Origin of the sequence: Streptomyces sp. NPDC012474 (genome assembly GCF_042955185.1) — a bacterium.
Lineage (GTDB): Bacteria > Actinomycetota > Actinomycetes > Streptomycetales > Streptomycetaceae > Streptomyces > Streptomyces cahuitamycinicus.
The window spans coordinates 133,988-156,911 of the sequence record NZ_JBIBEP010000008.1 but is presented as its reverse complement, the minus strand read 5'-3'; the positions used below and the strand labels follow the sequence as shown (position 1 = coordinate 156,911).

The window sequence follows — 22,924 nt, the reverse complement described above, 5'->3', positions numbered from 1 at the left end:
GGCGTGTGTTCAGGCAGCGCGCGTGGTGAGGATCGCGGCGGCGCCGGCGGGCAGTCGGTAGCTGTACGTCGTGCCGCCCCACGGGACGTCGAACGTAGCGGCTCCGCTACCGGAGTTGTACGTCACCTGCAGCTTGGTGCCGTCGGGCAGGGTCGCGTTCTTACGCTGGAGGCCGGCGCTCGTGGCCGGGGGCGACGTGGTCTTGCCGTCGGAGGCGAAGACGGAGACGTCGTGGATGGACCACCAACTGCCGGAGCTTGCCTTGTTGACCACGCGGATGTAGCGGGCCGTGGTGGTGGGCAGCAGAATCCGGCTCACGGTACTGCCGGGGCCGGTGGCGATCCGCCTGCCCCAACTGGTGCCGTCGTCGGACGTGTACACATCGTACTGGCGGACGAAGTCGCCGGACGAGGCGCTCGTGTCCAGGACAAGCTGGTCGAAGGTCTGGGCCGAGCCGAGGTCGACTTGGAACCAGTCGCCCGGCTGCATGCCGTGTCCCAGGCTCCACCGGGTGGCCGGGTCGTCGTCGATGGCCTTGGACGGCGGGGCGTCCGAGCTGCTCGCGGATGCCGATGCCCGCCAGCCGTCGCGGGGCAGGGCCTTCTCGCCGGTGGGCGAGGTGAGGGACGCGCCGGTGGGCAGGGTGTAGCCGAGCCACCGGTCACCGATGCGTACCTGGGGCTGCTGGGCGAGCAGGCTGCTGTCGTAGCTGATCAGGGCCTGGCTGCCGTCGGCGTTGCGGAAGGGGATGTCGACGGAGCCGATGGCGGCCGCGTCGGTGCTGCCGTGCTGGGTGCCGGTCCAGGTGAAGGTCGCGGCTGCTCCCGCGGCCAGGTTGTAGGTGAAGTGGCGGTCGCCCCAGCCCACGTTGAAGGTGCGTGCCGTGGTGCCGGAGTTGTAGGTGACCAGTGCCGTGGAGCCGTCGGGGTTGGTGAAGGCGACGTCCTCGACGCTGCCCTTGCCGAAGGTGTTGGAGGCGACCCGGCGGGCGCCGGGCTGGACGAACTTGCTGGCGTGCGCCAGCCCCCAGTAGTCGGCCGTCGGCGTGTAGCTCCACGTGCCGTTGGTGTTCGGGGAGACGGTCACCACGGGGCGACAGCCCTGGCAGCCGTTGTTGGTGGGGCCGCCGCCGGCGTCCAGGGCGAGGTTCCAGCGGATGATGCTCTGAGCCCAGTTCCGCGGGCCGTTGATGACGTTGTCCATCACACCGGCGAAGGCGCCCCGCTCGTCGCCCTCCCAACTGCCGCCGGAGCACTCGCTCTGGAAGGCGGGCTTGTTGGGGTAGTCGTTGTGGACCACGGTCTGCGCCGAAACGTCGCCGGCGTAGCAGTGCCAGGCCGTGCCGGTGGCGTTCTTGGCGCTCGCCGCGTCGGTGTACAGGGTCTCGGGGTAGCTGGTGACGTCCCAGTTGTGGTCGTAGCCCAGGATGCCGGTCGACAGGTTCTGCTTCCGCAGCGTCGGGGCGAGGTGGTCGTTGATGAAGGTCTTGGCCTCGTCCGCCGTCAGGCTCATGCTCGGGTAGCTGGACGTGTTGTGCAGCGGCTCGTTCTGCGGCGTGACGTAGCGCACCGGGACGCCGGCTGCCGCGTACGCCTTGAGGAACTTCGCGAAGTACTCGGCGTACGGCTGGTAGGCGTCCGGCTTGAGTCGGCCGCCGTTCATCGAGTCGCCGGTCTTCATCCATCCCGGCGGGCTCCACGGGGTGGCCATGAGGGTCAGCTGCGGGTTGATCTTCCGGGCCTGCTTCAGCAGGGGGATGGTGTACGACCGGTCGTGGTCGATGGTGAAGTCGGCCAGGGTGGGGTCTGTCTGGCCGGCGGGCATGTCGTCGTAGGAGTAGTTGCCGCTCGCGGTGAAGTCGGTGGCGCCCATCGGCTGGCGCAGGAAGCTCAGGCCGATGCCGTCACGGCGGCTGAACAGGTCGCGCATCAGCGCGTTGCGCTGCTTGGCGTTGAGCTTGGTGCCGACCAGCCAGGCGGAGGAGTCGGTGAACGAGGCCCCGAAGCCCGTCATCGGCTGGTACTTGCGGGTGGTGTCCACGGTGATCGTCGAGCCGGAGGGTGCGGATCCGGTCTTCCAGGTCACCGGCGACTGCTGGGACAGGTACGTCTTGGTGGACGGGTTGGTGAGCCAGACCGACGCCTTGCCGAGGGCGGTGCCGGCGGAGGCCGGTGTGGCCGACGGGAGGACGGCGAGCGTGGCGATCAGGGGCGCGGTGGCTGCCAGGGCGGTCCGGCGCCATTGCCGGGTGGTGGTTCTCATGGTGCGGCTCCTTGCGGGCATGACGGCCGTGCACGGCGGCGCGCGTGCATGACGTGGGCGGTGCGAAACCGGCGCGTGGGGGCCGGGTAAGGGCGCCGGAGCTGGGGTCACTTCAGGCCGGTGGTGGCGATACCGGCGACGAAGTGGCGCTGGAAGAGGAGGAAGACGATGGTCACCGGGAGCAGGACGACAACGGCGCCGGCGAGCAGGATGCCGAAGCGGGTGAAGTCCTGTCCGCTGCTGGCCAGGGCGAGGCCGACGGGGAGGGTGTACTGGCTCTCGTTCTGGGCCACGACCAGCGGCCACAGGAAGTTGTTCCAGGAGCCGAGGAAGGTGATGATCCCCAGAGTGGCGAGGGCCGGCCTGGTCAGCGGGAGAATGATCTTCCAGAAGATGGCCAGTTCGCGGCAGCCGTCGACGCGGGCGGCGTCGATGAGTTCGTCGGGCAGGGTGGAGATGAACTGCCGCATCAGGAACACCCCGAACGGGGTGGCCAGGAACGGCAGGATCAGCCCGAGCAGGGAGCCCGTCAGCTGCATGTTGGCCACCAGCACGTACAGCGGTACGAAGGTGACGAGCCCCGGGACCATGAGCGTCGCGATGACCACGGTGAACACGGCGCGCTGTCCACGGAACTCGAGCTTGGCCAGGGCGTATCCGAGCATCGAGCAGAAGATCAGGTTCCCCGCCGTGACGGCCAGGGCCACCATCACGGAGTTGGCGAACATCCTCGTGAAGTCCAGGCTGTCGAACAGTTCCTGGAAGTTGGTGAGCGTGGGCCTCGTGGGGATGAGGTCGGGCGGGATCCTGCGGATGTCGCCCTCGGACTTGAACGCCGAGGACAGCATCCACAGGAACGGCGTGACCATCAGCAGCAGGAGGCCGGTGAGCGGCAGGTACAGCCACGGCCGACCCCACTCCTGCCGGATGCGGCGACGCCGCACGGACCTCTGTACAGCGGGAGCGAGAGGTGTAGTGCTCATGGGGCATCAGTCCTTGTCGCGCAGCACGCGGAACTGCAGCACGGTCAGCGCGATGATGAGAACGAAGACGACGTAGCCGGCGGCCGAGGCGACGTCGTAGTTGCCGTTGCCGAACTGCTTGTAGGCGTACAGCGTGGTCGACAGGGTGGAGTCCAGGGGCCCGCCGTCGGTCATGACGAACGGCTCGTCGAAGAACTGCAGGTAGCCGATGCCGGTGGTGACAGCGGTGAGGAGGAGGGCCGGGCGCAGGAGCGGGAAGGTGACGCGCCAGAAGCGCTGCCAGGCTCCGGCGCCGTCGAGCTCGGCCGCCTCCATCAGGGACTGGGGCACGGACTGCAGACCCGCCAGCATGATGATCATGACGGTGCCGAGGTTGCGCCACACGGCCATGAGGATCATGACGGGCAGGGCGAACCGGGTGTCGGCCAGCCAGGCCGGCCCGTCGATCCCGAACCAGGCCAGGACGGTGTTCACCAGGCCCGCATGGGGTTCGAGGAGGGTTTTCCACACTACGGCGACGGCCACGATGCTGGTGATCACCGGCAGGTAGAAGCCGACCCGGAAGACGGCTCGGAAGCGTTGGATGCCGCTGTTGAGGGCGACGGCGGCGGCGAGCCCGGCGGCCAGTGTCAGGGGCAGGGCCACCAGGACGAACACGGCCGTGTTGCGCAGGGCGGTGAAGAACTGCGGATCCTGGAAGAGCCGTATGTAGTTGTCGAGGCCGACGAATGACACGTTCAGCGGGGTGCGCAGGTCGGCGCTCTTGGTGTCGGTCAGGCTCATCAGAGTCGACCAGACGACCGGCAGCAGCATGAAGGCGAGGAACAGGGCGAGGAACGGTGCGGCGAGGATCCACGCGGCGCGGGCCTGGCGGCCCTGCGCGGTGCGCCGCGGCGAGGAGGTGCGGCGGCGGGCCGCCGGCTGTTTGCCGGCGGTGTCGCGCCCCTCGGTGCCCTGCCCGGCGATGGTGTTCGTGGACATGGTGGTCATCCGTCCGTACGAGGGATGCGGCGGCGGTTCAGCGGCCGGTGCCGATGCTGGTGGCCCTGGACTGCAGGGTCTTCTGTACCTCGGCGACGGTGGCCTTGCCGTAGGCGAGCTTCTCCAGTTCGGAGTCGATGGCGTCGGCTATCTGCTGCCACGTGGTGATCGCCGGAGGGGCCTTGGTGACCTTCAGCTGGCTCTCGAAGGCCGCCATCTTCGGGTTCTCGCCCAGGTCGCCCTCCGACCAGGACTGGACGGCCGCGGGCAGACTGCCGCTGGCCTCTCCGTACTCGGCCAGGTTCTTCGGCTCGGTGAGGAACCGGATGAACTTCCAGGCCGCGTCGGGGTTCTTGGCGTCCTTGAAGACCGCCAGGTCACTGCCGCCGGCCAGGCCGGCCGACTGCGTGCCCTTCGGCAGGGGCATGGTCTGCCACTTGCTGTCCAGCTCGGGAGCGTTCTTGTGGAGGTCGCCGCCGGAGCTGGCGCCCTGCTGCACGGTGCCGATCAACCCGTTCTGGAGGTTCTGGCGGGCGTCGGTCTTGTCGTTCGGCGACAACTTGTCCTTGAAGACGCCGCTGTAGTACTCCAGGGCCTTGGTGACCGCGGGCGAGTCGAAGGTGAACTTCTTGGCCTCTGCGTCGTAGATGTCACCGCCCTGCTGCCACACCATCGGCAGCCAGAACAGCCAGGAGTTGAAGCCGACCTGCAGCTGGGTGGCGTTGCGCAGCTTGGGGTTCTGCTTGCCCGCGGTGGCCTGGATGGCCTTGAGGTCCTTCAGGTAGCCGTCCCAGTCGTCGGCCGGCGCACCCGTGATGCCGGCCTTCGTGGTGATGTCGGTGCGGTAATAGATCACCGAGGTGTCCGCGGTGAAGGGGACACCGTAGGAGGTGTCCTTGTACTTGGTGGTGTCCCACTGGCCGGGGAAGAACGCGGACGGCTCGAACGAGGCCGGCGTGGCCTGGAAGCCGTTCATGGCGGCCATCTCGGCCATCCAGGTGGAGCCGATCAGGGACATGTCCGGGGTGTTGCCGCCGGCGATCGAGGTAGTGAGCTTCTCGTGCGCGGCGTCCCAAGGCACCGCGGTGATCTGGACTGACACGTCCGGGTTCTGCTGCTCGAACTTCTTCGCCAGGGTCTGCAGGTCCTTGTCGGCCTTGTCGCCCATGGACCACATGACCAGCTTGCCCTTGGCCTTGCCGCTGCTGATCTTCGTCGGGGCCTTGTCGGCGGCCGAGGCGTCGTCGCTGCGGCCGCAGCCGGTGGCCAGCAGGGCCGCCGCGACGGTCGCGCAGGCGATCTGGAGGGTTCTGGCGGTGGGACGGAGGGTGCTCATCGTTGCGGCTCCTTGCGATCGTGCTGAACAGGGCGCGGGGGGGGTGAGTGGGGCAAAAGGGGCTGGCCGTCCGGATGGGTCAGACTGCGGGGTACAGGCGGCCGTCGTCGACGGTCACCTCGGCGGTGAGACGCGCATCACGGCTGGAGCGTCCGACGTGCAGGCGGTAGCGCCCGGGCGGCGTACGCCATGCGCTCGCCTCGCTGTCCCAGACGCGGAAGGCGCGCGCGGGCACGTGCACCTCGGCGGTGACCCGTGCGCCCGGTGCCGCCTGGACGGTGGCGAAGCCGGCGAGCAGGCGCACCGGCCGGTCGATGCCGTCGTGTGGCGGCTCTAGGTAGACCTGGATGACCTCACGGCTGGCCCGGGGGCCTGTGCTGGTCAGCTCCACGGTCAGATTGAGCCCGTCTCCGCCCGCGGGGCTGGGCAGAGTGGCGGAGACGGGAGTCGGGGAGAGGGTCACGGACTCGTACGTCCATCGGGTCCAACCCAGACCGTGGCCGAACGGGAAGGCCGGGACGAACCCCGCACGGTCCCAGGCCCGGTGACCGACGTGGACGCCCTCGGTGTAGTCCACGATGCCGTCGCGAGGGCGGACGTCGGGGACGGGGACATCCTCGGCGCGGGCGGGCAGGGTCCACGGCAGTCGGCCTGACGGCTCGATCCGGCCGAGCAGGACGCCGGCCAGCGCGTGGCCGGCTTCCTGGCCCGGCAGCCATGCCCACAGCAGTGCGGGGGCCTCGTCGGCCCAGGGCAGCAGCACCGGCGCGCCGGCGTTGACGACCACGATGGTGCGCGGGTTGGCGGCGATCACCTTGCGGACCAGGTCGTTCTGGTGGCCGGGCAGGTCGAGGCCGGTGCGGTCCCAGCCCTCGGATTCGACCTCCTCGTTGGTGCCCACCACGACGACGGCCACATCGGCCGCCTGGGCCGCGGCGGCGGCTTCGGCGATCTCCTCGTACGGCGTCGGCCCGGGCGGAGCGTGCCTCAGCTGGGCGGTGACAAAGCGGCCGTAGCCGCCGGCGTCCACGACGGTGAGGTCCAGGGCGAGCGCGAGCCTGCGACCTTCCGGTCCGACCTCGACGCCGATCCCCCGCAGGGGCGGGTGGTTGTGGCTGGACTCCAGCACCAGCTCCACACCTCGGCCATCGTCTCCGGCCAGGACCTCCGCGCCGTCCACCGTCACACTGAAGCGCCCCGAGCAGCCGAACTCCAGACGGTGGGTCCCCGGTTCGGTGAGGGTCAGCACCGTGCGCAGCAGCACCCGACGGGTCTCCGAACCGAAGCCGTCGTACGTGGTCCAGTCCCCGGTGGCGCGGACCTCGCCGCCGATCCGGTTGCCGTCGGCGTCCAGGTGGTCGGCGCGCACGCCCGTCTCGCCAGTGCCGGGATCGGTGAGCAGTTCGGCGGAGGCGTACGGCAGGCGCAGGCGGGCGTCACCGCCCCGGTGCACGGTCAAGCGGACGTCCTCGGGGAGCGCGGCGCGCAGTCCCTCCTCGAACGACACCGTGCGCACCGCCGGGACGTAGGCGCTGCCGCCGCCCTGGAGGTACGGCGCCACGGCGTTGGGGCCGATCAGCGCGACGCTGCGGATGCCGTCAGGCGTCAGGGGCAGCAGGTCTTCCTGGTTGCGGAGCAGCACGGTGCCCCGGGCGGCGACGTCGCGCAGCAACCGGAACTCCTCCTCAGCGGGCTGTGCCGGCACGGGGGCCGACCCCGGCTCGTCGAGCCGGCCGACGTGCCGGGCCAGGCGCAGCAGCCGCAGCACCTTGTCGTCGACGAGCCGCTCGTCCACCTCGCCCGCACGCACGGCCGCCGCGAGGGCACCACCCCACGGACCGTCGGGGCCGGGCATCACCAGATCCAGGCCACCGACCGCCGAGGCCGCGGTGGAGCAGGTCGCGGCCCAGTCGCTGACCACGGGCCCGGAGAAGCCCCACTCCCCCTTCAGTACCTCGCGCAGCAGGCGCGCGTTCTCGGTCATCGGCGCGGACACGGTCCCGTCTTCGACGCCCGAGTACGCGGCCATCACGCTCCACGGCTCGGCTTCGGCGAGGACCTGCTCGAAGGGGGCCAGGTAGACCTCCCGCAGCGTCCGCTCGTCCAGCCGGGCGCGGTATTCGGTGCGGTCGGTCTCGGAGTCGTTGGCCACGAAGTGCTTCAGGCACGCGCCCACACCCCGGCTCTGCAGGCCGCGCACGACGGCGGCGGCCAGGGTACCGGTGAGCAGCGGGTCCTCGGAGAAGTACTCGAAGTGGCGCCCGGCGACCGGGGTGCGCTGGAGGTTGACCACTGGCGCCAGCACCACGTCGACGCCCTTGCGGCGGGCCTCCGTGGCGAACAGCTCCCCCAGGCGCTCGGCGAGGTCGGTGTCCCAGGCTGCCGCCAGCGCACTCGGCGCGGGGGCCAGCAGGCCGGTCTCGGCGGGGTCGTCGCCGGTCCCCCGCACGCCCTGCGGGCCGTCGGACATCGTCACCGCCGACAGCCCGAGCCGGGGCTCGGCCGGGAGTCTCCACAGGTCGGCGCCGGTCAGCAGGCGGATCTTGGAGTCCAGGTCCAGGCCGCGGACGCGGTCACGGAGTTCGGTGTCATCAGGGAGGGCAGGGCGGCTCATGCTCGTCCTTCCAGGCCGCGGTGCGGCACGAAGCGGGCGGAACGGGAGCAGGAAAGCACACTTACTAAGTACTTAGTAAGTCCTTGTGGGGAAGTTCTTTCTCAGGTTTGATCGACAGGTGACCACTGATCGACAGCCCCGTAGACTCCGCACGATGAGCGAGAGCACGCCGAACGGGGAGCGGCAGCCCCGCACAGGGAAGAGCCTCAAAGCCCAGCAGCGACGGCAGGAAATCCTGCAGATCGCCATGGACACCTTCGCCGCCCGCGGCTACAACAACGCCTCCCTGCAAGAGATCGCCGACCGCGCCGGCGTCACCCAGGCCGGCGTCCTGCACTACTTCCGCTCCAAGGCCCAGCTGCTCACCAGCGTCCTGGACCTGCGCGACGCCACCGACATCGAACAGCTCGGCCCCGACCGCCCCCAGGGCATGGCCTTCCTGCGCCACCTCGTCGACACCATCCGCCGCAACACCGAACGCGAAGGCATCGTCCGGCTGTACGCCGTCCTCTCGGCGGAGAGCGTCACCGAAGGCCACCCCGCCCAGGACTACTTCCGCGACCGCTACGCCGGCCTGCGCACCATGGTCACCGAAGCCCTGGCCGAAGCCTCCGAACTCGGCGAGACACGGCCCGACCTCAACGTCGAAGAGGCAGCCACGGCGATCATCGCCCTCATGGACGGCCTCCAGATCCAGTGGCTGCTCGCGCCGGACTCCGTCGACATGGCCGCCTCCACGGAGCGGGTCATCACCGCACTCTTGGCAGACCTCACCCAGTAGATCCACTTGACGCCCGCCATCGATCTCCCGGATCCCTTCCCGTACTACGCCGGCCGCAGCGTTGACATCGCCCCCTGCTCCCCGTGGCCTTCCCAGGCGGAACCGGGGCCGCGCCGGAAGGGCACCGGCCCGCCGGGGTCTTCGGCGCCGACTGGGTGCCGAAGCCGACAGCGTCCCCACCGTGAAGGCCCGACCGGAGCTGAGCAACTTGTCTGCTCAGCTCGCGCTCTCGCGTTCGCGGTGCGCGCCATCGCGAGCATGACGGTGCTGGGTTTGCTCGCCGGCAGGTTCGGAAGCACCCGGCTCATGGTGCTGGTGCCGCTCGGCGCCCCGGCTCTAAGCAAGTCGCCTACGTGAAGAAGTCATCCCGGCTCTTGTCCGGCGCCAGCTTGCGATGCCGGTCCTCCAGCATGCGCTCCAGCAGCCGCTGATCATTGCTCTGCACCGACGCCACGCGAGCCCCCCAGCTCCACACCGGACTTACAGGTGTTGGCAGGCTCACCCCGCCATGAACAGCCCGCGCGCGGGACATCCGTGCGCCCAGCACACCGCACCGGCCCTGGGCCAGGCTGCGCCGCGGACCACGGTCGGCCACGGCCTCGCCGAGTCCAACTCGCCTACACGAAGAAGGAGCCCGTCGGGGTCGTCGCGGTCATCACACCGTGGCTCCCCGCTGTTGCTGCTGGTCTGGAAGATCGCCCCGGCCCTGGCCGCCGGCTGCACGGTGGTGGTCAAACCGTCGGAGTTCACCTCCGCCTCCACTCTCGAACTGGTCCGGCTCCTCCACGAGGCGGGGCTGCCGCCCGGTGTGGTCGACGTCGTCACCGGCTTCGGCCAGGACGCCGGCGCCGCCCTCGTCGACACCCCCTCGTCCGCAAGATCACGTTCACCGGCTCGGACGCCACCGGCCGCCACATCAACCAGGCCGCCGCACGCGACTTCAAGCGCGTCAGCCTCGAACTCGGCGACTGTCTTCTCGTCCTCCGCGAGCAGTTCGCCGTCCGTGCCGATCGAGGGCGCTTCCTTGAGCTGTTTCTTGTCGTAGGCGACCTTCAGATAACCGGGACCGACCGTCGCGTTGCCCAGGGGGACGAACACCAGCCGGTGCCGGGTCGGCAGGCCGACCGTCACCGTCGCGAACGCGGGCTGGTCTGTGGCCGTGTCGACATAGACCGCCTCCAGGACGCCGATCTTGTGCCGCTCGTGGTCGACCACGTCGTGGCCTCGCCATTCCCTGATGTCTTGCGCCTCGAACACGGAGCCCCCGGTCTCAGGTCAGCTGAAGACCGCTGTCGTCTTTCTCTCGCTCCTCCCTCCTTACCTGCCTACGGAGCGTCACACCCTGGAGAGCAGCCAACTTTCAGGGCGGACGGCGGCGCGTACGACCTCGTATCCCTGGCCCCTCCACCGGCGTACGCGTGACGCGCCACAGCGAACCATCCCCCTGATGTCTTCCGCCTCGACTTTCACGCGCGGGGCGATGCCTCGGCGACCGCCCGGCCCGCCGCGGTCCAGCACACGGCGACGTGGGCGATGAGCGGCGTACCGGAACACTGTCGCGGGGTCAGTAGGTGGCGAGGGAAATGGCGGTGTAGTGCGCGGTGAAGGCCACCACGGTCAGCGCATGGAAGACCTCGTGGAAACCGAACCAGCGGGGTGCGGGGTCGGGCCGCTGGAGGGCGTAGACCACGGCGCCCGCGCTGTAGAGGAGACCGCCGACAACGATCAGGACCACTACGGCCGCTCCGCCGGTGTCCAGGAAGTCGGGCAGGTAGCTCACCGGTGCCCACCCCAGGGCCAGGTAGCACGGGGTGTACAGCCAGCGCGGGGCTCCGACCCACAGGACCCGGAACGCGACGCCGGCCAAAGCACCCGTCCAGACGATCCACAGCAGCACGGACCGCTGGTCCGGCGAGAGGAGGGTTACGGCCAGGGGGGTGCAGGTGCCGGCGATGATCAGGAAGATGTTGGCGTGGTCGAGGCGTCGCAGAAGAGCCTCGCCGAGCGGTCCCCAGGTGCCGCGGTGGTAGATGGCGCTCGTCGCGAACAGCAGCCAGGCGGTGACCGAGTACACGGCGCAGGCCACGACCGCCTGCGGAGTACGGGCCAGGCAGATGAGCACGACGCCTGCGATCAGTGCGGCGGGGACCATTCCGGCATGGAGCCAGCCACGCAACCTCGGCTTGATCGGCTCGGCCAGGTCGGACACCCGCTCCACCAGAGCAGCAACCGAGTGAGCCCCCTCCCCCGCATGGTCGCCCTGTGATTGGTCGGGTGGCCCGTCTGCACGGCGCTCTCCACGCGCTGACACGACGTGACCACATTCGACTTCAGCGGCGTCGCGGGACACAGCTTCTCGTCCTCCCCCGGGCTCCTCGGCGTCACTGGCAACCATGCGGTCATGCTAGGGAACCTCACCCGGATACATAACGGGAGGTCGGTCCAGAGCCACGTCGCCGGGCGCGGGCCGGTTCGCCGCCGTGTGAGCTCCAGCCCCGTTGGCGCTACCGCCGATCGGGCTTGCCGAAGCCGAGCAGAACGGCTGGTCATGGGAACGATCAAGGCTTCGGAACGGGCATCTCCGCTCGCCTACGCGCCAGGATCGCCGATGCTTCCTGAGGTCCGCCCCCACGTATCCACCGCCCTCGCAGACCAGTTGGAACACCAACTGGACCTGGCTCCGCATCTCGAAGCCGACCAGCTCGACGTGGAGCGCGTCGCCAGCATTGCGGTGGTCGCAGCTGCCCACTGCGACGGCTATGCGGCCACCGGCCATCTCCTCGGGCTGCTGGCCGCGCTGCCTGCTCCCACCAAGGCGGGAGAACGCTTCTGGTCGGACCTGTAGAGGTCGTCGGGCACCGCGTACCTGCTGCCCGTCAACATCAAGGCTCCGGTGCTGCGTTCGCTGGCGGGAGAAGGAACCGCCCTGGCCCGGCAGGTCCTCTCGGCCGTCGATGAGATGACCCCACCCCAGCGCGTCGCGGCCGGGGAGGTGATCGGTCAAGCCCTCGTCGAGTCCGACCATCTGCCCGACCTCAAGACACAGGTCATCGGGGAACTGTGGCTCCGAGATCTCGAGCTCACCGCCTGGCGCGTCCTGCACGCAGATCGCAGGTCGGACGATCCGGCTGGGCGGAAAGCCTTCCTCGACGCCTGGACGAGCGTCTGAGCGTCGGCTCCTTCGAGCTGCACGGCAGCCGCGCGCGACATGCGGCTCCCGTGCCCGACGACGCTTGCAGCGACTGAGGTTGGGAGGTTCCGGGCCGAATTCGCACCGGCCCGGGGCCCTCCACAGATCAGGGGTGGCGCAGCCATTGCTGCGCGGCTCCTGATCCTGCCGGCCCGGCACGAGAGCAGGCGCCTTCGTCCGGGCGGGTGGCAGGGCCCGCAGGGGCGGCGGCCACCTGGACGCGGCGTGCGCGATCTCTCGGGCAGGTCTGCGAGGTCAGGCCACGTTGATGTTCTCGGCCTGCGGACCCTTCTGGCCCTGGGTGACGTCGAACGTCACTGCCTGGCCTTCCTGGAGCTCACGAAAGCCGGTGGAGTTGATCGCGGAGTAGTGCGCGAAGACATCCGGGCCGCCGCCGTCCTGGGCGATGAAGCCGAAGCCCTTCTCCGCGTTGAACCACTTCACAGTTCCCGTAGCCATGTCTCATGCCTTCCAGTCGATGAACGCCTCCCACTCCATGTGGCAGACGGAGGTGATCGCCCTGGTCCCTGCGGCACAGCACAGCAAAACGCCCACACCGAAGGCGTGGGCAAGAGGGAATTCCGAACCACGACAGCTGACGCAGACGCTACACGCCTACACACCGCGTCACCATAGGAAATGATCACGCCGTACACCGAGATTGTGCGTGCGGTGCCCGCCGAACCTGACGGGCACGGCTCCTCTCATGCTGCTGCCGTTGGGTTCGCTGATTCGGTGGCGCGGCGGTATTCGGCGTTGAGGCGCTGGGCTTCCGAGAGCTGGTCTTCGAGGATGACGATTCGGCAGGCGGCCTCGATGGGGGTCCCGTGGTCGACGAGTTCCCGGGCGCGGGCGGCGATGCGCAGCTGGTAGCGGCTGTAGCGGCGGTGGCCGCCTGCGGAGCGGAGTGGGGTGATGAGGCGGTGTTCGCCGATGGCGCGGAGGAAGCCCTGTGTGGTGCCGAGCATCTCGGCGGCCCGGCCCATGGTGTAGGCGGGGTAGTCGTCGTCATCGAGACGGCCGAAGGTGTCGTCTGCTGTCATTGCACCTCTCTGTGGAATGCGTGGAGGGGCCCTGGCGCCGTACTGGCACCAGGGCCCCGAAGGAACTGCTACACCATCTGCCGGCCCTGATACTGCACCGGCCCTCTGTTTCCGCAGACCCGACCGAGACGCTGTCGGGGGCGCGGGGATCGCGGTTGCTCGACCGGAGACCACCTCACTATCGATGTCCTGCGGTACCCGGGCCCAAGACTTCCGCCCGGGCGATCCTGATGGCGCTCGGCTCCTCCGTTCTTCCCTCTTGATCAACTACTCACTAACGGAAACTGCGAACTGCTGGCGGCCTCGAACAGCGCCACTCTTCGGCAGCCAGCCCCGTCGCCCGTCATGCGTCTGCTCTGGCTTGGAACCCCACTGCCGAACCTCCCGGTGCGCGCGCCCGCAGCCGACGCCTTCACCGAGGTACTGCTCACTGACCTCACTGCTGAGTACTGCGAACCTTCACTTACTGCTACTTCCACTGCGGTACTGCTCATGGCGGCCCCTGATCACTGCGGGCCACCCGGTCCGGTCGTCAGTCCCGTCGCCGTCCTGCAACCGCTCTGGCTTCGGAACTCCACCACCGCACCGTCCTGCGAACTGCAACTGCGTACTGCTGCCCGGCAGTTCATCTCTGCCGGGCCTCTCTTGATCTCGGCTACGACAGAAACCTTAACCACACCGCCGACCAATGTCTACTCCAGCGGGTATAGATTTCGGTGCACTGGAAGATGAGGTACTCCGCCTCGGCCGGTCCCCATGGATGGTTCAAGCAGCTGCGAGGCTCTGTCCGGCGCTCACAGTGACCCACCACCGCGTGGCATGTCGGGCTGGGCGTGACGTCGCCGACTCCGCCGCGGCGAGCGTCGGCGGCACCGACCAACACTGCGTCTCGTGAAGACCACCACCGACAGGCACGGTGACGCCCCCCCCCAGGTCGGCGTTGACGAGCGTGGCAGAAGGCCCTGCGCCGCCCTCGACGATCCCGGGATGGTCGAGGAGCTGGTGGCGAACCGGCACGGCCCCTGACTCGAGCAGACCGCGGGCTGCGGAGACACGGGCTCACGGCAGCAGGTGCCGTCATGCGTCGACTGTGGTCCTCCGCCCCCTTCAGGCAAGCACTGGGGCTCTGCGGGATTGTCAGGTGGAGGAGCGGGGCACAGGGGTTGGGTAGGCACGGGCAGGGGCAGGGACGATTCAGAGGCCAGGGTGACCCTGATGATCACGGTGATGGCCAGCGCCGCAGCCGTCCGTTCCACAGCCATTGCCGGCGCGCGCGAGACGGCACGGGCCTTCCTCGAAGGTTTGCAGCAGCCGGCCGTGGCTCCTGACGCGGCGGACACTGTGGTCTTGGTCGTGTCCGAGCTCGTCACCAACGCCCTGCGCCACGGTGGGGGCCGCTGCACCCTGGAACTGACTGCGCACCCCGACACCATCGAGGTCGCCGTTCCCGATCCCGGCCGACATGTGCCGCGCATGCGCACCCCTGACGTGAACGGCGGCACCGGGGGCTTCGGCTGGCCCATGGTCACCCGCCTCGCCCACGCCACGGCGGTCACCCACGGGGCCTCCGGCGGCAAGACCGTGAGCGCCTTCCTTGCCCGGTAGCGTCACCGCTCAAGCAGCCGGACGGCCGGCGCATGGTCCGCCTCATGCCGCAGCCTGACGACTTGCTGGTTGACGTCGCCGCCCTGGTGGAGTCCGGCCAGAGCAACCAGATGTCCCTGACCGTGGCCACCGGTGGCGCTGTCCTCACCGGTCGGCTGGCTGCCGAAGCGGTGTGGAGGCAGAGGGTGTCGGATGTGCTGAGGGATTCCGCCCACTTGGGCGAGTTCGCCCGCCGTCTTCGACGCCCCCGTGAAGAAGGACGGGCCCCCACGCGTCTGCACTTCCATGCCGCCCGGATCCTGCAGGGCAACGGCGACGGGCACCAGCTGCACGCAGTGTGGGCCCGACCGGCGTACCGGTCGGGCCCACACTGCTGCTCAGGTGTCGGCTCGTGTCCGTTTACCCGGTCAGACCGTGACGGGGGTGCCGAGCATCGCGGAGGCGTGCTGCATCGGGCTGAGCATGCCCAGGGGCGCTTCCTTGGGAACGGCGCGGCAGGTGAAGCCGAGCTGAGCCATGGCCCGCAGGACTTCGGCGGCGCTGAAGTCACGGCGGTCCTGGCGCGTGATGACCTGGCCGACCTGCTTGACGGGGTAGTGGCGGCGGCCGATGATCACCGATTCGCCGGTGACCGGTTCGGGCTTGACGCCCTTCATCGATTCCAGCACGCCGGCCTTGGTGAGCTCGAAGGGGAAGCGGGCGATGACGCAGCGCATGTGGCCTCACAGGGAGAAGGAAAGAACGGTCCGACCAGGGGCGGGGTGTTTCAGCGGGAGAGGGCGAGGACGCCCAGGGCGCTGCCTTGCTCGTCGACCACCGGCAGGACACCGAGCCGACGGGTGCGCATCGCGTGCTCGGCTTCGGCCATCGTGGTCACGGGTGAGGCGAACGAACCGTGGTCGCCGAGGATGTCGCGCAGGCGGACACGGTCCGTGTAGTCGGAACTGTCACGGACGGCGGCGAGTTCGGTACGGGTGACCAGGCCGGTGCACTGGCCGTCCTGGTCGCAGACGACCAGTCGGACCGTGCGGGCGGCGGCCATGACGGCCAGCGCCACCTCGACGCTCATGTCGTCACATACCTGCGGTCCGGCCGCGTCCATGACCTCCACCGCCGTCCTGTGCGCGGGGTCGGTGTCCGCCGGGCGGGGCTGCGTCTGGACCAGCGTCAAAGGGTGCCTCCTGCAGAGATGGCCGGCTTCCTGATCACGAAAGTTCTAGGCCACCGCGCCGAAGCCGGCCTGGCGTACGGGGGTGCGCCTGGTCGCGGAGGTGGGGCGGCGGCGGCCTCGGGAGGTGGCGCTGCGCTTGGGGCGTTCGACCACCGGTGCGGTGATGACGACCGGGATGCCGGACGGGGCCTGGGCGCCGGTGATCCGGTTCAGGGCCTCGTCGCCCGAGCGGATCTGGGTGGTCTGCGGCCGGATTCCGGCGTCCGACATCAGACGGACCATGCCGCGGCGCTGGTTCGGCGTGACCAGGGTGACGACGCTGCCGGACTCGCCGGCGCGGGCGGTACGGCCACCGCGGTGGAGGTAGTCCTTGTGGTCGGTCGGCGGATCGACGTTGACGACCAGGTCGAGGTTGTCGACGTGGATGCCGCGCGCCGCGACGTTGGTCGCCACCAGCACGGTGACGTGACCCGTCTTGAACTGCGCCAGCGTGCGGGTGCGTTGCGGCTGCGACTTGCCGCCGTGCAGCGCGGCGGCCCGCACCCCGCTGTTGAGCAGGTCCTGGGTCAGCCGGTCGACGGCGTGCTTGGTGTCCAGGAACATGATCACGCGGCCGTCGCGGGCGGCGATCTCGGTCGTGGCGGCGTGCTTGTCGGCGCCGTGGACGTGCAGGACGTGGTGCTCCATCGTCGTGACCGCACCGGCCGATGGGTCGACGGAGTGCACGACGGGGTCGGTCAGGTAGCGGCGTACCAGAAGGTCGACGTTGCGGTCCAGGGTGGCGGAGAACAGCATCCGCTGCCCCTCTGGGCGCACCTGGTCGAGCAGCGCGGTGACCTGGGGCATGAAGCCCATGTCGGCCATTTGGTCGGCCTCGTCCAGCACGGTGATGCCGACGTGGTTCAGCCGGCAGTCGCCGCGGTCGATGAGGTCCTTGAGCCGGCCCGGGGTCGCGACGACGACCTCGGCTCCGCCGCGCAGCGCGCTGGCCTGCCGGCCGATCGACATGCCGCCCACCACGGTGGCCAGCCGCAGCCGCACGGAGCGGGCGTACGGGGTCAGCGCGTCGGTCACCTGCTGTGCCAGCTCACGCGTGGGTACGAGGATCAGTCCCAGCGGCTGGCGGGGCTCGGCACGCTGTCCGGCGGTGCGGGCGAGCAGGGCGAGGCCGAAGGCGAGCGTCTTGCCGGACCCGGTGCGCCCGCGGCCCAGCACGTCACGGCCCGCCAGCGAGTTCGGCAGCGTCGCGCCCTGGATCGGGAACGGTGCGGTCACACCCTGCCTGCCGAGTTCGGCCAGCAGCTGCTCGGGCATGTCGAGATCGGCGAAGCCCTCAACAGCGGGCAGTGCGGGGGTGATCGTCCTGGGCAGCGCGAACTCACCATGCACGGCGGCGGGCCGACGGCCGTAACCGCCGGAGCGGACGGGGGCTCCGGTACGACGCGGTGCCTGCGAGCCGTAGCCGCTGCCGCCCCTTCCGGCGTCGGCGCGGCCGTCGCGGGAGCGGGCGGGGCGGTCGTTCGTGTACGTGCGGTTCATGCGGAACCTTCCTCGATGCGGCACATATCAAGGAATTCCCGCTGCGATGAATGGCACGGAGAATTACAAGTATGGACCGGTGGCAAAAGAAAGCAGATCTGGCCGGCGAAAACATCCGTGGGCGCAGGTGCTGAAATGGGTGACGCGATGGGGACCTTGCGATCCGGGCGCCGGCCGTGGTGCAGCGCTTCAGGATGCGTCTGCGTCCTGAGGGAGGAACCGCTTGTGGTGGTACTGCGGATTCCTCCGGGGCGTCCCGCGGGTGAAAGCCGCTGCGGGATACGCGTGCAGCTGGGGCCCGCACCCCGAAGGATGCGGGCCCCAGCTACGGATTGCGCGTGAGCGTCAGGCCGGAACGATGTTCTCGGCCGTCGGGCCCTTCTGGCCCTGCGCGATGTCGAAGTTCACCTTCTGGCCCTCGAGCAGCTCACGGAAGCCCTGCGCGGCAATGTTCGAGTAGTGGGCGAACACGTCGGCGCCGCCACCGTCCTGCTCGATGAAGCCGAAGCCCTTTTCCGCGTTGAACCACTTCACGGTACCAGCAGCCATGTCATATCTCCTTTGGGGCAGTGCATCGGCGTCCGCACCGCGCGAACGCCGTGTCGCCGCGATGATCACCCCGCCCGGAAATGACCGGAAATACAAAAGTGCTCCCGACCGGCAGAAGCCTGGTGGGGGCACTTGAAGTTTCGGGAACCACAACTGCAACTGAGATAGACAGTAGCACGCCGGAACGGCCCGTGTGCGTCGGATGATTCCACTCTGCTCTTCGCGACAAAAACTCCCACTGCGCGGTCCGTCAAAATCTGACCTCCCGGGAACAGATATTAATTCACTCGGAGTGCAACGTTTTCAGGAATAGTCGCCAACTGCACCAGAGCTCCCAGGGGCGGACGACGTACGCGGCTTTCCGTAGGACGCCGCTCGGAAGGGGTCCAGCAGCTCGTATCGACATGCTGAGGGGCCAGATCCCATGGCTGACCGGCCGCGCCGGAGCCGAGACCCCCGAGATGGTACTGGGGCTGGCCGCGGTCGCGGTCGGCGCCTCCACCTTCGTCCCGGCCGCCGTCCGCAACCTGTTCACCCACCGGCACGTCGGTGTCGGCACGCTGATGACCATCGCCGCGATCGGCGCGGTGGCCCTCGGTCAGTTCTTCGAAGCCGCCATGCTCGGCGTGCTCTTCTCCGTCGCCGAGGGGCTCGAGCACTACGCGGTCGTCCGCACCCGGCAGGGCCTGCGCGCCCTGCTCAACCTGGTCCCCGACACCGCCGCCGTCCTCCGCGACGGCCGCGAAGTGCAACTCACCCCGGACGACCTGGCGCTGGGCGATGTGATGCTGCTGCGCCCCGGGCAGCGGGCCGCCACCGACGGCGTCATCCGCTCCGGGCGCACCAGCCTGGATCTGTCCGCCATCACCGGCGAGTCCATGCCCGTCGAGGCGGGCGTCGGCGAGCCGGTGTACGCGGGCGCGATCAACGGCGGCGGCGCGATCGAGGTCGAGGTCACCGCGCTGGCCAAGGACAGCTCCCTGGCCCGCATCGTGCACATCGTCGAAGAGGCCCAGGAACGCAAGGGCTCCGGCCAGCGCCTGGCCGACCGGCTCGCCAGGCCGCTGGTGCCCGGCATCGTGGTCCTGTCCGTGCTGATCGCCGGGCTCGGTGCGGTCCTCGGTGATCCGCTGCTGTGGCTGGAGCGGGCCCTGGTCGTGCTGGTGGCGGCCTCGCCCTGCGCGCTGGCCATTGCCGTGCCGCTCACCGTCGTCGCCGCCGTCGGCGCGGCCAGCCGCACCGGCGCCCTGGTCAAGGGCGGCCTCGCCCTCGAACAGCTGGGCACCGTGCGCACCGTGGCGCTGGACAAGACCGGCACCCTGACCCGCAACGAGCCCCGTGTCATCGGCGCCCTCACCGCCAACGGCGCGACCGAGCCGCAGGTGCTGCGGCTGGCCGCCGCCCTGGAGGCACGCAGCGAACACCCCCTCGCCGCCGCGATCATCGCCGCCGCCGACCGGATACCCGAGGCCGCGGACGTCACCGCGGTCGTCGGCCACGGGCTGCGCGGCGACGTCGACGGCACGCCGGTACGGCTCGGCCGACCCGGCTTCATCGAACCCGCCGCCCTCGCCGCGGAGGTGGAGCGCCTGCAGGACGCGGGCGCGACCGTCGTCCTCGTCGAGCGCGACACCGTCCTGCTCGGCGCCATCGCGGTACGCGACGAACTCCGCCCGGAAGCCGTCGAGACCGTACGCGAACTGGGCCGCCTGGGCGTGAAGGTGGCCATGCTCACCGGCGACAACGCCCGCACCGCCCAGGCCCTCGCCGGTACGGCGGGGATCGAGGACGTCCGCGCCGACCTGCGCCCCGAGGACAAGGCCGACCTCGTCACCGAGCTGCGCGCCCAGGGCGGCCGGGGTGGTGTCGCCATGGTCGGCGACGGCATCAACGACGCCCCAGCCTGGCCACGGCGGACGTCGGCATAGCGATGGGCGCCATGGGCACCGACGTCGCGATCGAAACCGCGGACGCCGCGCTGATGGGCGAGGACCTGCGCCACCTGCCCCAGTTGCTGCGCCACGCCCGCCGCTCGCGCACCATCATGCTGCAGAACATCGGCATGTCCCTGGCCATCATCACCGTCCTGATCCCGCTGGCCGCTCTCGGCGTCCTGGGTCTGGCCACCGTGGTGCTCATCCACGAACTCGCCGAGGTCCTGGTCATCGCCAACGCGATCCGCGCCGCCAAGGCCACCCCGCTACCAGGCACCATCGCCATCGCCCCGAGCTCGCGCCAGCCCGTGCCCGCCCGATCCGCACCACAGCAGGCCACGGCTGCCACGGCGGCCACGACGAGTGACGCCAGCGGCCGGACCAGCGCCGACGACTGCTCGCCCAAGCCCGCTACCACCGCAACCGCCCCGGCCGAACGCCCTCTGCTGGTGATCACCCCACGCACCGAACCAGCAACCGAGGAAGGCCAGAAGGCACAGGCCGCCGCGGATGCCGCCGACGGCTGCTGCCCCGGCTGCGCGACCGACCGGCCGACGCGCGTCAAGCAGGGAGCCGTCGCCACACCCGTCCCCGCCCAGAGCCGCCCGCTGAGGACACTGCCACTCGCCCGCGGCTCCGGCCACGACGGCGACAGCTGCTGCGACGGGCGCTGACCCTGCCGCCGGCTCTGAAGGCCCCCAGCGGTCATGCCCGCCTCGCCCTTGTACCGGGCCTCCGCCATCACGCGGAGGTACGGAATCGACTGGCACCCCACTCACCCGGGCCGTTTGATCCACGTGCGGCTGCCGCATCCGCTGCGACTGCTGCCGAACGCTCGGCCGGCCCGGCTTGCAACCTGTACCCAGGTACAGGTTTACCGCCGGAGATGCCCCCGTCCACACGGGTGCGGGGACACGATGACCGGAGTGGTCACGATGGCGACCTGGGTACCGCAGTCCCGCACGCTGCCCACCGCCGAGCAGCCGCTGCGGGTCGCGGAATTCGACGCACTGTTCGCCGAGCGGCTGGTCGGCTCATCCCGGCCGGACCGGCTGAGGCTGGAGCTGGTGTTGACCGGCGGTGAGAGCGTGGAGGAGAGGGTGCGCGACCTGGTGGCCCGGGAGAGCGGCTGCTGCTCGTTCTTCCACTTCACCCTCAGCCCCGGCCCGTAGCAGATCCGCCTGCACGTCGAGGTCCACGGTGCGCACGAGGCGGTGCTGGACGCCCTCCACGAGCGGGCCGCCACTACGGCCGGCCGGGATGTGCGTGATCGGCGCAGGTCTGCGCAGCGGGCAGGTCGCTGCCGCGGCCGGGGTGAACATTCAGACACTGCGCTACTACGAGCGGCGCGGCCTGCTCGCCGAACCCGGCCGCAGCCCTGGTGGCCACCGCCTCTACAACGAGGAGGCCGTCACCGCCCTGCGGGTCATCAAGGCCGCCCAGCGGCTCGGGTTCACGCTGGGAGAGGTCACCGAACTGCTGGAGGCCGGCCGCCACCGCCACGGCCGCCCCGTCCCGGGCCTCCAGGACCGCGCGGCTGCCAAACTCGCCGAGGTGGACGCGAAGATCGCGGACCTGACCACCATCCGCGCCGCCCTGGCCGCGGCCGTCGAGGCGGGCTGCGACGACCTGACCGTCTGCGCGTCCAACGCCTGCTGCCCCATCCCCTTCACCGACCTCGCCGAGGAGAACCGCCATGCCGGCCCCTGCTGCTGACCCCCGCCCCCACCGCATGCCCAGGGCGCTCGGGGGCCTGGCCGCCCTGGCCTGCATGGCGTGCTGCGCGATCCCCGTCCTGATCACGGCAGGAATCGTCGGCGCGGGCGCCGGGGCAGTGGTGGGCTGGCTGCCCGACCTCGCCATCGTCCCGGCGGTGCTCGCCGCCGGAACCTGGTGGCTCGGCCAGAGCCGTCGCGCCTGCTCCTGCGCGCCGAACACCGCAGGTGCGGGCGGATGCGGTTGCGATTCGTCCACCGACCTGCTGAAGATCAGCGGTCCGGGCCGCCGCTAGGGTCAGTGGGTATGACCATCGCTCGTTCCGTTGCCCTGTTCGTCGTCGCCGCTCTCTTCGAGATCGGTGGTGCCTGGCTGGTCTGGCAGGGTATCCGCGAGCACAAGGGGTGGGTGTGGATCGGGGCGGGCGTCATCGCCCTGGGCCTGTACGGGGTGGTGGCGACCTTCCAGTCCGACGAGAACTTCGGGCGCATCCTCGCCGCGTACGGCGGGATCTTCGTCGCCGGGTCGATCGCCTGGGGCATGGTCGCCGACGGCTACCGGCCCGACCGCTGGGACATCACCGGCGCCTTGGTGTGCCTCGCCGGTATGGCCGTGATCATGTACGCCCCCCGCAGCCACTGACGGCCGGCCGCAGGTGCAGGCTCCACACGGACACACCGGGAAGGCTTGGGATCGTGGCGGACGAGCAGGGTCTGGCCCATAGCCAGCGGCGGCACTGGCAGGACACGTACGCCGCCCACCCGGGCATGTACGGCGAGAAACCGTCCGAGCCCGTGGTCAACGCCGCCTCCGCCTTCCAGGCGGCCGGGGCCAAGAACGTGCTGGAGCTGGACACCGGGCACGGCCCGCGACGCCCTGTTCTTCGCCCGCGAGGGCTTCACCGTCCAGGCCACTGATTTGGGCAGGAGGTCAAGGCCATGGGTGTCCAGGAATGCGGCTCCGGTCAAGCCGACCAGCGGCAACAACCTTGGAGACTCCACCTCGGCTACCGGGAGGAGCCTCCGCGCGAGCTCGAGGGTTGTGCGACGTACCGTCGCCATGGCTGGCTGGCGTCGTTAGACTGTCATCCCCCGAGTTGCAGGGTGGACCGAGATGGCCGTGCACCGAAAAGCCGTACTTTCGAGCGTGGTTGTCGGAGTCGGGATCGTCTGCCTGTCAGTCCTTTCTGCGAATGGCGGGCAGGACGCTCGTCACGGAGA

Annotated in this window: 24 protein-coding genes and 3 pseudogenes; 14 read left to right on the top strand and 13 right to left on the bottom strand. The window is 69.9% G+C overall.

Annotated features, from left to right (window positions below):
* Positions 1 to 9 precede the first annotated feature (9 nt).
* The 5 genes from ACFY9S_RS19525 to ACFY9S_RS19505 all read right to left on the bottom strand — a co-directional run bounded on the left by ACFY9S_RS19525 (position 10) and on the right by ACFY9S_RS19505 (position 8,176).
* On the bottom strand, positions 10 to 2,262 hold the full coding sequence (locus ACFY9S_RS19525) for a discoidin domain-containing protein (RefSeq protein ID WP_391129946.1): 2,253 nt from the start codon (positions 2,260 to 2,262) through the stop codon (positions 10 to 12).
* A gap of 107 nt (positions 2,263 to 2,369) precedes the next feature.
* Positions 2,370 to 3,245, bottom strand: a complete 876-nt coding sequence (locus ACFY9S_RS19520) for an ABC transporter permease subunit (RefSeq protein ID WP_391129943.1) — start codon at positions 3,243 to 3,245, stop codon at positions 2,370 to 2,372.
* Between the two features lie 6 nt (positions 3,246 to 3,251).
* Positions 3,252 to 4,235, bottom strand: coding sequence for an ABC transporter permease subunit (locus ACFY9S_RS19515; RefSeq protein ID WP_391129940.1), 984 nt, complete (start codon positions 4,233 to 4,235; stop codon positions 3,252 to 3,254).
* Between the two features lie 28 nt (positions 4,236 to 4,263).
* Positions 4,264 to 5,562 (bottom strand): extracellular solute-binding protein, encoded by a 1,299-nt coding sequence (locus ACFY9S_RS19510; RefSeq protein WP_391129937.1) that lies wholly within the window; start codon positions 5,560 to 5,562, stop codon positions 4,264 to 4,266.
* A gap of 79 nt (positions 5,563 to 5,641) precedes the next feature.
* Positions 5,642 to 8,176, bottom strand: a complete 2,535-nt coding sequence (locus tag ACFY9S_RS19505) for a glycoside hydrolase family 3 C-terminal domain-containing protein (protein WP_391129935.1) — start codon at positions 8,174 to 8,176, stop codon at positions 5,642 to 5,644.
* A 154-nt stretch (positions 8,177 to 8,330) separates the two neighbouring features.
* On the opposite strand from ACFY9S_RS19505, the gene ACFY9S_RS19500 reads away from it, so the two are divergent.
* Together ACFY9S_RS19500 and ACFY9S_RS19495 are read left to right on the top strand one after the other, a co-directional pair.
* Complete coding sequence (locus ACFY9S_RS19500) at positions 8,331 to 8,957, top strand: TetR family transcriptional regulator (protein WP_391129932.1); 627 nt, start codon at positions 8,331 to 8,333, stop codon at positions 8,955 to 8,957.
* A 508-nt stretch (positions 8,958 to 9,465) separates the two neighbouring features.
* Positions 9,466 to 9,863 (top strand): annotated as a pseudogene (locus ACFY9S_RS19495) (aldehyde dehydrogenase family protein); the annotation flags it as partial.
* Positions 9,864 to 9,923: 60 nt separating this feature from the next.
* On the opposite strand, the pseudogene ACFY9S_RS19490 reads toward ACFY9S_RS19495, so the two are convergent.
* Positions 9,924 to 10,214: pseudogene (locus ACFY9S_RS19490) on the bottom strand (PRC-barrel domain-containing protein); the annotation flags it as partial.
* Between the two features lie 307 nt (positions 10,215 to 10,521).
* The gene (locus ACFY9S_RS19485) at positions 10,522 to 11,352 is read right to left on the bottom strand and encodes a hemolysin III family protein (protein ID WP_391129929.1); all 831 of its coding nucleotides are present in this window, start codon (positions 11,350 to 11,352) and stop codon (positions 10,522 to 10,524) included.
* A 153-nt stretch (positions 11,353 to 11,505) separates the two neighbouring features.
* Between ACFY9S_RS19485 and ACFY9S_RS19480 the strand changes: the two genes are divergently transcribed.
* Positions 11,506 to 11,802, top strand: a complete 297-nt coding sequence (locus tag ACFY9S_RS19480; protein ID WP_391129926.1) for a hypothetical protein — start codon at positions 11,506 to 11,508, stop codon at positions 11,800 to 11,802.
* A gap of 48 nt (positions 11,803 to 11,850) precedes the next feature.
* Entirely contained in the window at positions 11,851 to 12,126 is a 276-nt protein-coding gene (locus ACFY9S_RS19475; RefSeq protein ID WP_391129923.1) for a hypothetical protein, read from the top strand.
* Between the two features lie 276 nt (positions 12,127 to 12,402).
* On the opposite strand, the gene ACFY9S_RS19470 is transcribed toward ACFY9S_RS19475, so the two are convergent.
* Together ACFY9S_RS19470 and ACFY9S_RS19465 are read right to left on the bottom strand one after the other, a co-directional pair.
* The gene (locus ACFY9S_RS19470; RefSeq protein ID WP_031104458.1) at positions 12,403 to 12,606 is read right to left on the bottom strand and encodes a cold-shock protein; all 204 of its coding nucleotides are present in this window, start codon (positions 12,604 to 12,606) and stop codon (positions 12,403 to 12,405) included.
* 245 nt (positions 12,607 to 12,851) lie between these two features.
* Complete coding sequence (locus tag ACFY9S_RS19465) at positions 12,852 to 13,190, bottom strand: MerR family transcriptional regulator (RefSeq protein WP_391129919.1); 339 nt, start codon at positions 13,188 to 13,190, stop codon at positions 12,852 to 12,854.
* A gap of 891 nt (positions 13,191 to 14,081) precedes the next feature.
* Between ACFY9S_RS19465 and ACFY9S_RS19460 the strand changes: the two genes are divergently transcribed.
* From ACFY9S_RS19460 to ACFY9S_RS19450, 3 genes and pseudogenes are all read left to right on the top strand, one after another.
* On the top strand, positions 14,082 to 14,216 hold the full coding sequence (locus ACFY9S_RS19460) for a hypothetical protein (protein WP_391129916.1): 135 nt from the start codon (positions 14,082 to 14,084) through the stop codon (positions 14,214 to 14,216).
* 189 nt (positions 14,217 to 14,405) lie between these two features.
* The gene (locus ACFY9S_RS19455) at positions 14,406 to 14,795 is read left to right on the top strand and encodes an ATP-binding protein (RefSeq protein WP_391129913.1); all 390 of its coding nucleotides are present in this window, start codon (positions 14,406 to 14,408) and stop codon (positions 14,793 to 14,795) included.
* A gap of 44 nt (positions 14,796 to 14,839) precedes the next feature.
* A pseudogene (locus ACFY9S_RS19450) lies at positions 14,840 to 15,103 on the top strand (hypothetical protein); the annotation flags it as partial.
* 99 nt (positions 15,104 to 15,202) lie between these two features.
* On the opposite strand, the gene ACFY9S_RS19445 reads toward ACFY9S_RS19450, so the two are convergent.
* The 4 genes from ACFY9S_RS19445 to ACFY9S_RS19430 all read right to left on the bottom strand — a co-directional run bounded on the left by ACFY9S_RS19445 (position 15,203) and on the right by ACFY9S_RS19430 (position 18,054).
* On the bottom strand, positions 15,203 to 15,511 hold the full coding sequence (locus tag ACFY9S_RS19445) for an SCO5918 family protein (RefSeq protein WP_391129910.1): 309 nt from the start codon (positions 15,509 to 15,511) through the stop codon (positions 15,203 to 15,205).
* 50 nt (positions 15,512 to 15,561) lie between these two features.
* Positions 15,562 to 15,966 (bottom strand): CBS domain-containing protein, encoded by a 405-nt coding sequence (locus ACFY9S_RS19440; RefSeq protein WP_391129906.1) that lies wholly within the window; start codon positions 15,964 to 15,966, stop codon positions 15,562 to 15,564.
* A 45-nt stretch (positions 15,967 to 16,011) separates the two neighbouring features.
* On the bottom strand, positions 16,012 to 17,505 hold the full coding sequence (locus ACFY9S_RS19435) for a DEAD/DEAH box helicase (RefSeq protein WP_391129903.1): 1,494 nt from the start codon (positions 17,503 to 17,505) through the stop codon (positions 16,012 to 16,014).
* Positions 17,506 to 17,850: 345 nt separating this feature from the next.
* Positions 17,851 to 18,054 carry a cold-shock protein gene (locus tag ACFY9S_RS19430; protein WP_003973099.1) on the bottom strand — a complete coding sequence of 68 codons (204 nt, stop codon included), beginning with the start codon at positions 18,052 to 18,054 and terminating at the stop codon, positions 17,851 to 17,853.
* Between the two features lie 404 nt (positions 18,055 to 18,458).
* Between ACFY9S_RS19430 and ACFY9S_RS19425 the strand changes: the two genes are divergently transcribed.
* The 7 genes from ACFY9S_RS19425 (at position 18,459) to ACFY9S_RS19395 (ending at position 22,621) form a co-directional block, all read left to right on the top strand.
* Positions 18,459 to 19,982, top strand: a complete 1,524-nt coding sequence (locus ACFY9S_RS19425) for a heavy metal translocating P-type ATPase (protein WP_391129899.1) — start codon at positions 18,459 to 18,461, stop codon at positions 19,980 to 19,982.
* 11 nt (positions 19,983 to 19,993) lie between these two features.
* Positions 19,994 to 20,662, top strand: coding sequence for a hypothetical protein (locus ACFY9S_RS19420; protein WP_391129896.1), 669 nt, complete (start codon positions 19,994 to 19,996; stop codon positions 20,660 to 20,662).
* A gap of 243 nt (positions 20,663 to 20,905) precedes the next feature.
* Positions 20,906 to 21,160, top strand: coding sequence for a hypothetical protein (locus ACFY9S_RS19415; protein WP_391129893.1), 255 nt, complete (start codon positions 20,906 to 20,908; stop codon positions 21,158 to 21,160).
* 94 nt (positions 21,161 to 21,254) lie between these two features.
* Positions 21,255 to 21,704: a MerR family transcriptional regulator gene (locus tag ACFY9S_RS19410; protein ID WP_391129890.1), complete on the top strand. Its 450-nt coding sequence runs from the start codon at positions 21,255 to 21,257 to the stop codon at positions 21,702 to 21,704.
* Positions 21,685 to 21,999, top strand: coding sequence for a hypothetical protein (locus tag ACFY9S_RS19405; protein WP_391129887.1), 315 nt, complete (start codon positions 21,685 to 21,687; stop codon positions 21,997 to 21,999). The genes ACFY9S_RS19410 and ACFY9S_RS19405 overlap by 20 nt, the downstream gene beginning before the upstream one ends.
* Positions 22,000 to 22,010: 11 nt before the next feature.
* Positions 22,011 to 22,346, top strand: coding sequence for a YnfA family protein (locus tag ACFY9S_RS19400; protein WP_391129884.1), 336 nt, complete (start codon positions 22,011 to 22,013; stop codon positions 22,344 to 22,346).
* A 53-nt stretch (positions 22,347 to 22,399) separates the two neighbouring features.
* Positions 22,400 to 22,621: a hypothetical protein gene (locus ACFY9S_RS19395; protein WP_391129881.1), complete on the top strand. Its 222-nt coding sequence runs from the start codon at positions 22,400 to 22,402 to the stop codon at positions 22,619 to 22,621.
* Positions 22,622 to 22,924 lie beyond the last annotated feature (303 nt).

Bases quoted from the DNA above. Each gene is read 5' to 3' on its own strand.
- ACFY9S_RS19445 (WP_391129910.1), bottom strand. From the start codon at position 15,511: ATGCGCTGCGTCATCGCCCGCTTCCCCTTCGAGCTCACCAAGGCCGGC.
- ACFY9S_RS19515 (WP_391129940.1), bottom strand. From the start codon at position 4,235: ATGACCACCATGTCCACGAACACCATCGCCGGGCAGGGCACCGAGGGG.
- ACFY9S_RS19415 (WP_391129893.1), top strand. From the start codon at position 20,906: ATGACCGGAGTGGTCACGATGGCGACCTGGGTACCGCAGTCCCGCACG.
- ACFY9S_RS19510 (WP_391129937.1), bottom strand. From the start codon at position 5,562: ATGAGCACCCTCCGTCCCACCGCCAGAACCCTCCAGATCGCCTGCGCG.
- ACFY9S_RS19400 (WP_391129884.1), top strand. From the start codon at position 22,011: ATGACCATCGCTCGTTCCGTTGCCCTGTTCGTCGTCGCCGCTCTCTTC.
- ACFY9S_RS19500 (WP_391129932.1), top strand. From the start codon at position 8,331: ATGAGCGAGAGCACGCCGAACGGGGAGCGGCAGCCCCGCACAGGGAAG.
- ACFY9S_RS19525 (WP_391129946.1), bottom strand. From the start codon at position 2,262: ATGAGAACCACCACCCGGCAATGGCGCCGGACCGCCCTGGCAGCCACC.
- ACFY9S_RS19405 (WP_391129887.1), top strand. From the start codon at position 21,685: ATGCCGGCCCCTGCTGCTGACCCCCGCCCCCACCGCATGCCCAGGGCG.
- ACFY9S_RS19465 (WP_391129919.1), bottom strand. From the start codon at position 13,190: ATGACAGCAGACGACACCTTCGGCCGTCTCGATGACGACGACTACCCC.
- ACFY9S_RS19480 (WP_391129926.1), top strand. From the start codon at position 11,506: ATGGGAACGATCAAGGCTTCGGAACGGGCATCTCCGCTCGCCTACGCG.
- ACFY9S_RS19420 (WP_391129896.1), top strand. From the start codon at position 19,994: ATGGGCACCGACGTCGCGATCGAAACCGCGGACGCCGCGCTGATGGGC.
- ACFY9S_RS19520 (WP_391129943.1), bottom strand. From the start codon at position 3,245: ATGAGCACTACACCTCTCGCTCCCGCTGTACAGAGGTCCGTGCGGCGT.
- ACFY9S_RS19485 (WP_391129929.1), bottom strand. From the start codon at position 11,352: ATGGTTGCCAGTGACGCCGAGGAGCCCGGGGGAGGACGAGAAGCTGTG.
- ACFY9S_RS19470 (WP_031104458.1), bottom strand. From the start codon at position 12,606: ATGGCTACGGGAACTGTGAAGTGGTTCAACGCGGAGAAGGGCTTCGGC.
- ACFY9S_RS19505 (WP_391129935.1), bottom strand. From the start codon at position 8,176: ATGAGCCGCCCTGCCCTCCCTGATGACACCGAACTCCGTGACCGCGTC.
- ACFY9S_RS19425 (WP_391129899.1), top strand. From the start codon at position 18,459: ATGCTGAGGGGCCAGATCCCATGGCTGACCGGCCGCGCCGGAGCCGAG.
- ACFY9S_RS19430 (WP_003973099.1), bottom strand. From the start codon at position 18,054: ATGGCTGCTGGTACCGTGAAGTGGTTCAACGCGGAAAAGGGCTTCGGC.
- ACFY9S_RS19435 (WP_391129903.1), bottom strand. From the start codon at position 17,505: ATGAACCGCACGTACACGAACGACCGCCCCGCCCGCTCCCGCGACGGC.
- ACFY9S_RS19455 (WP_391129913.1), top strand. From the start codon at position 14,406: ATGATCACGGTGATGGCCAGCGCCGCAGCCGTCCGTTCCACAGCCATT.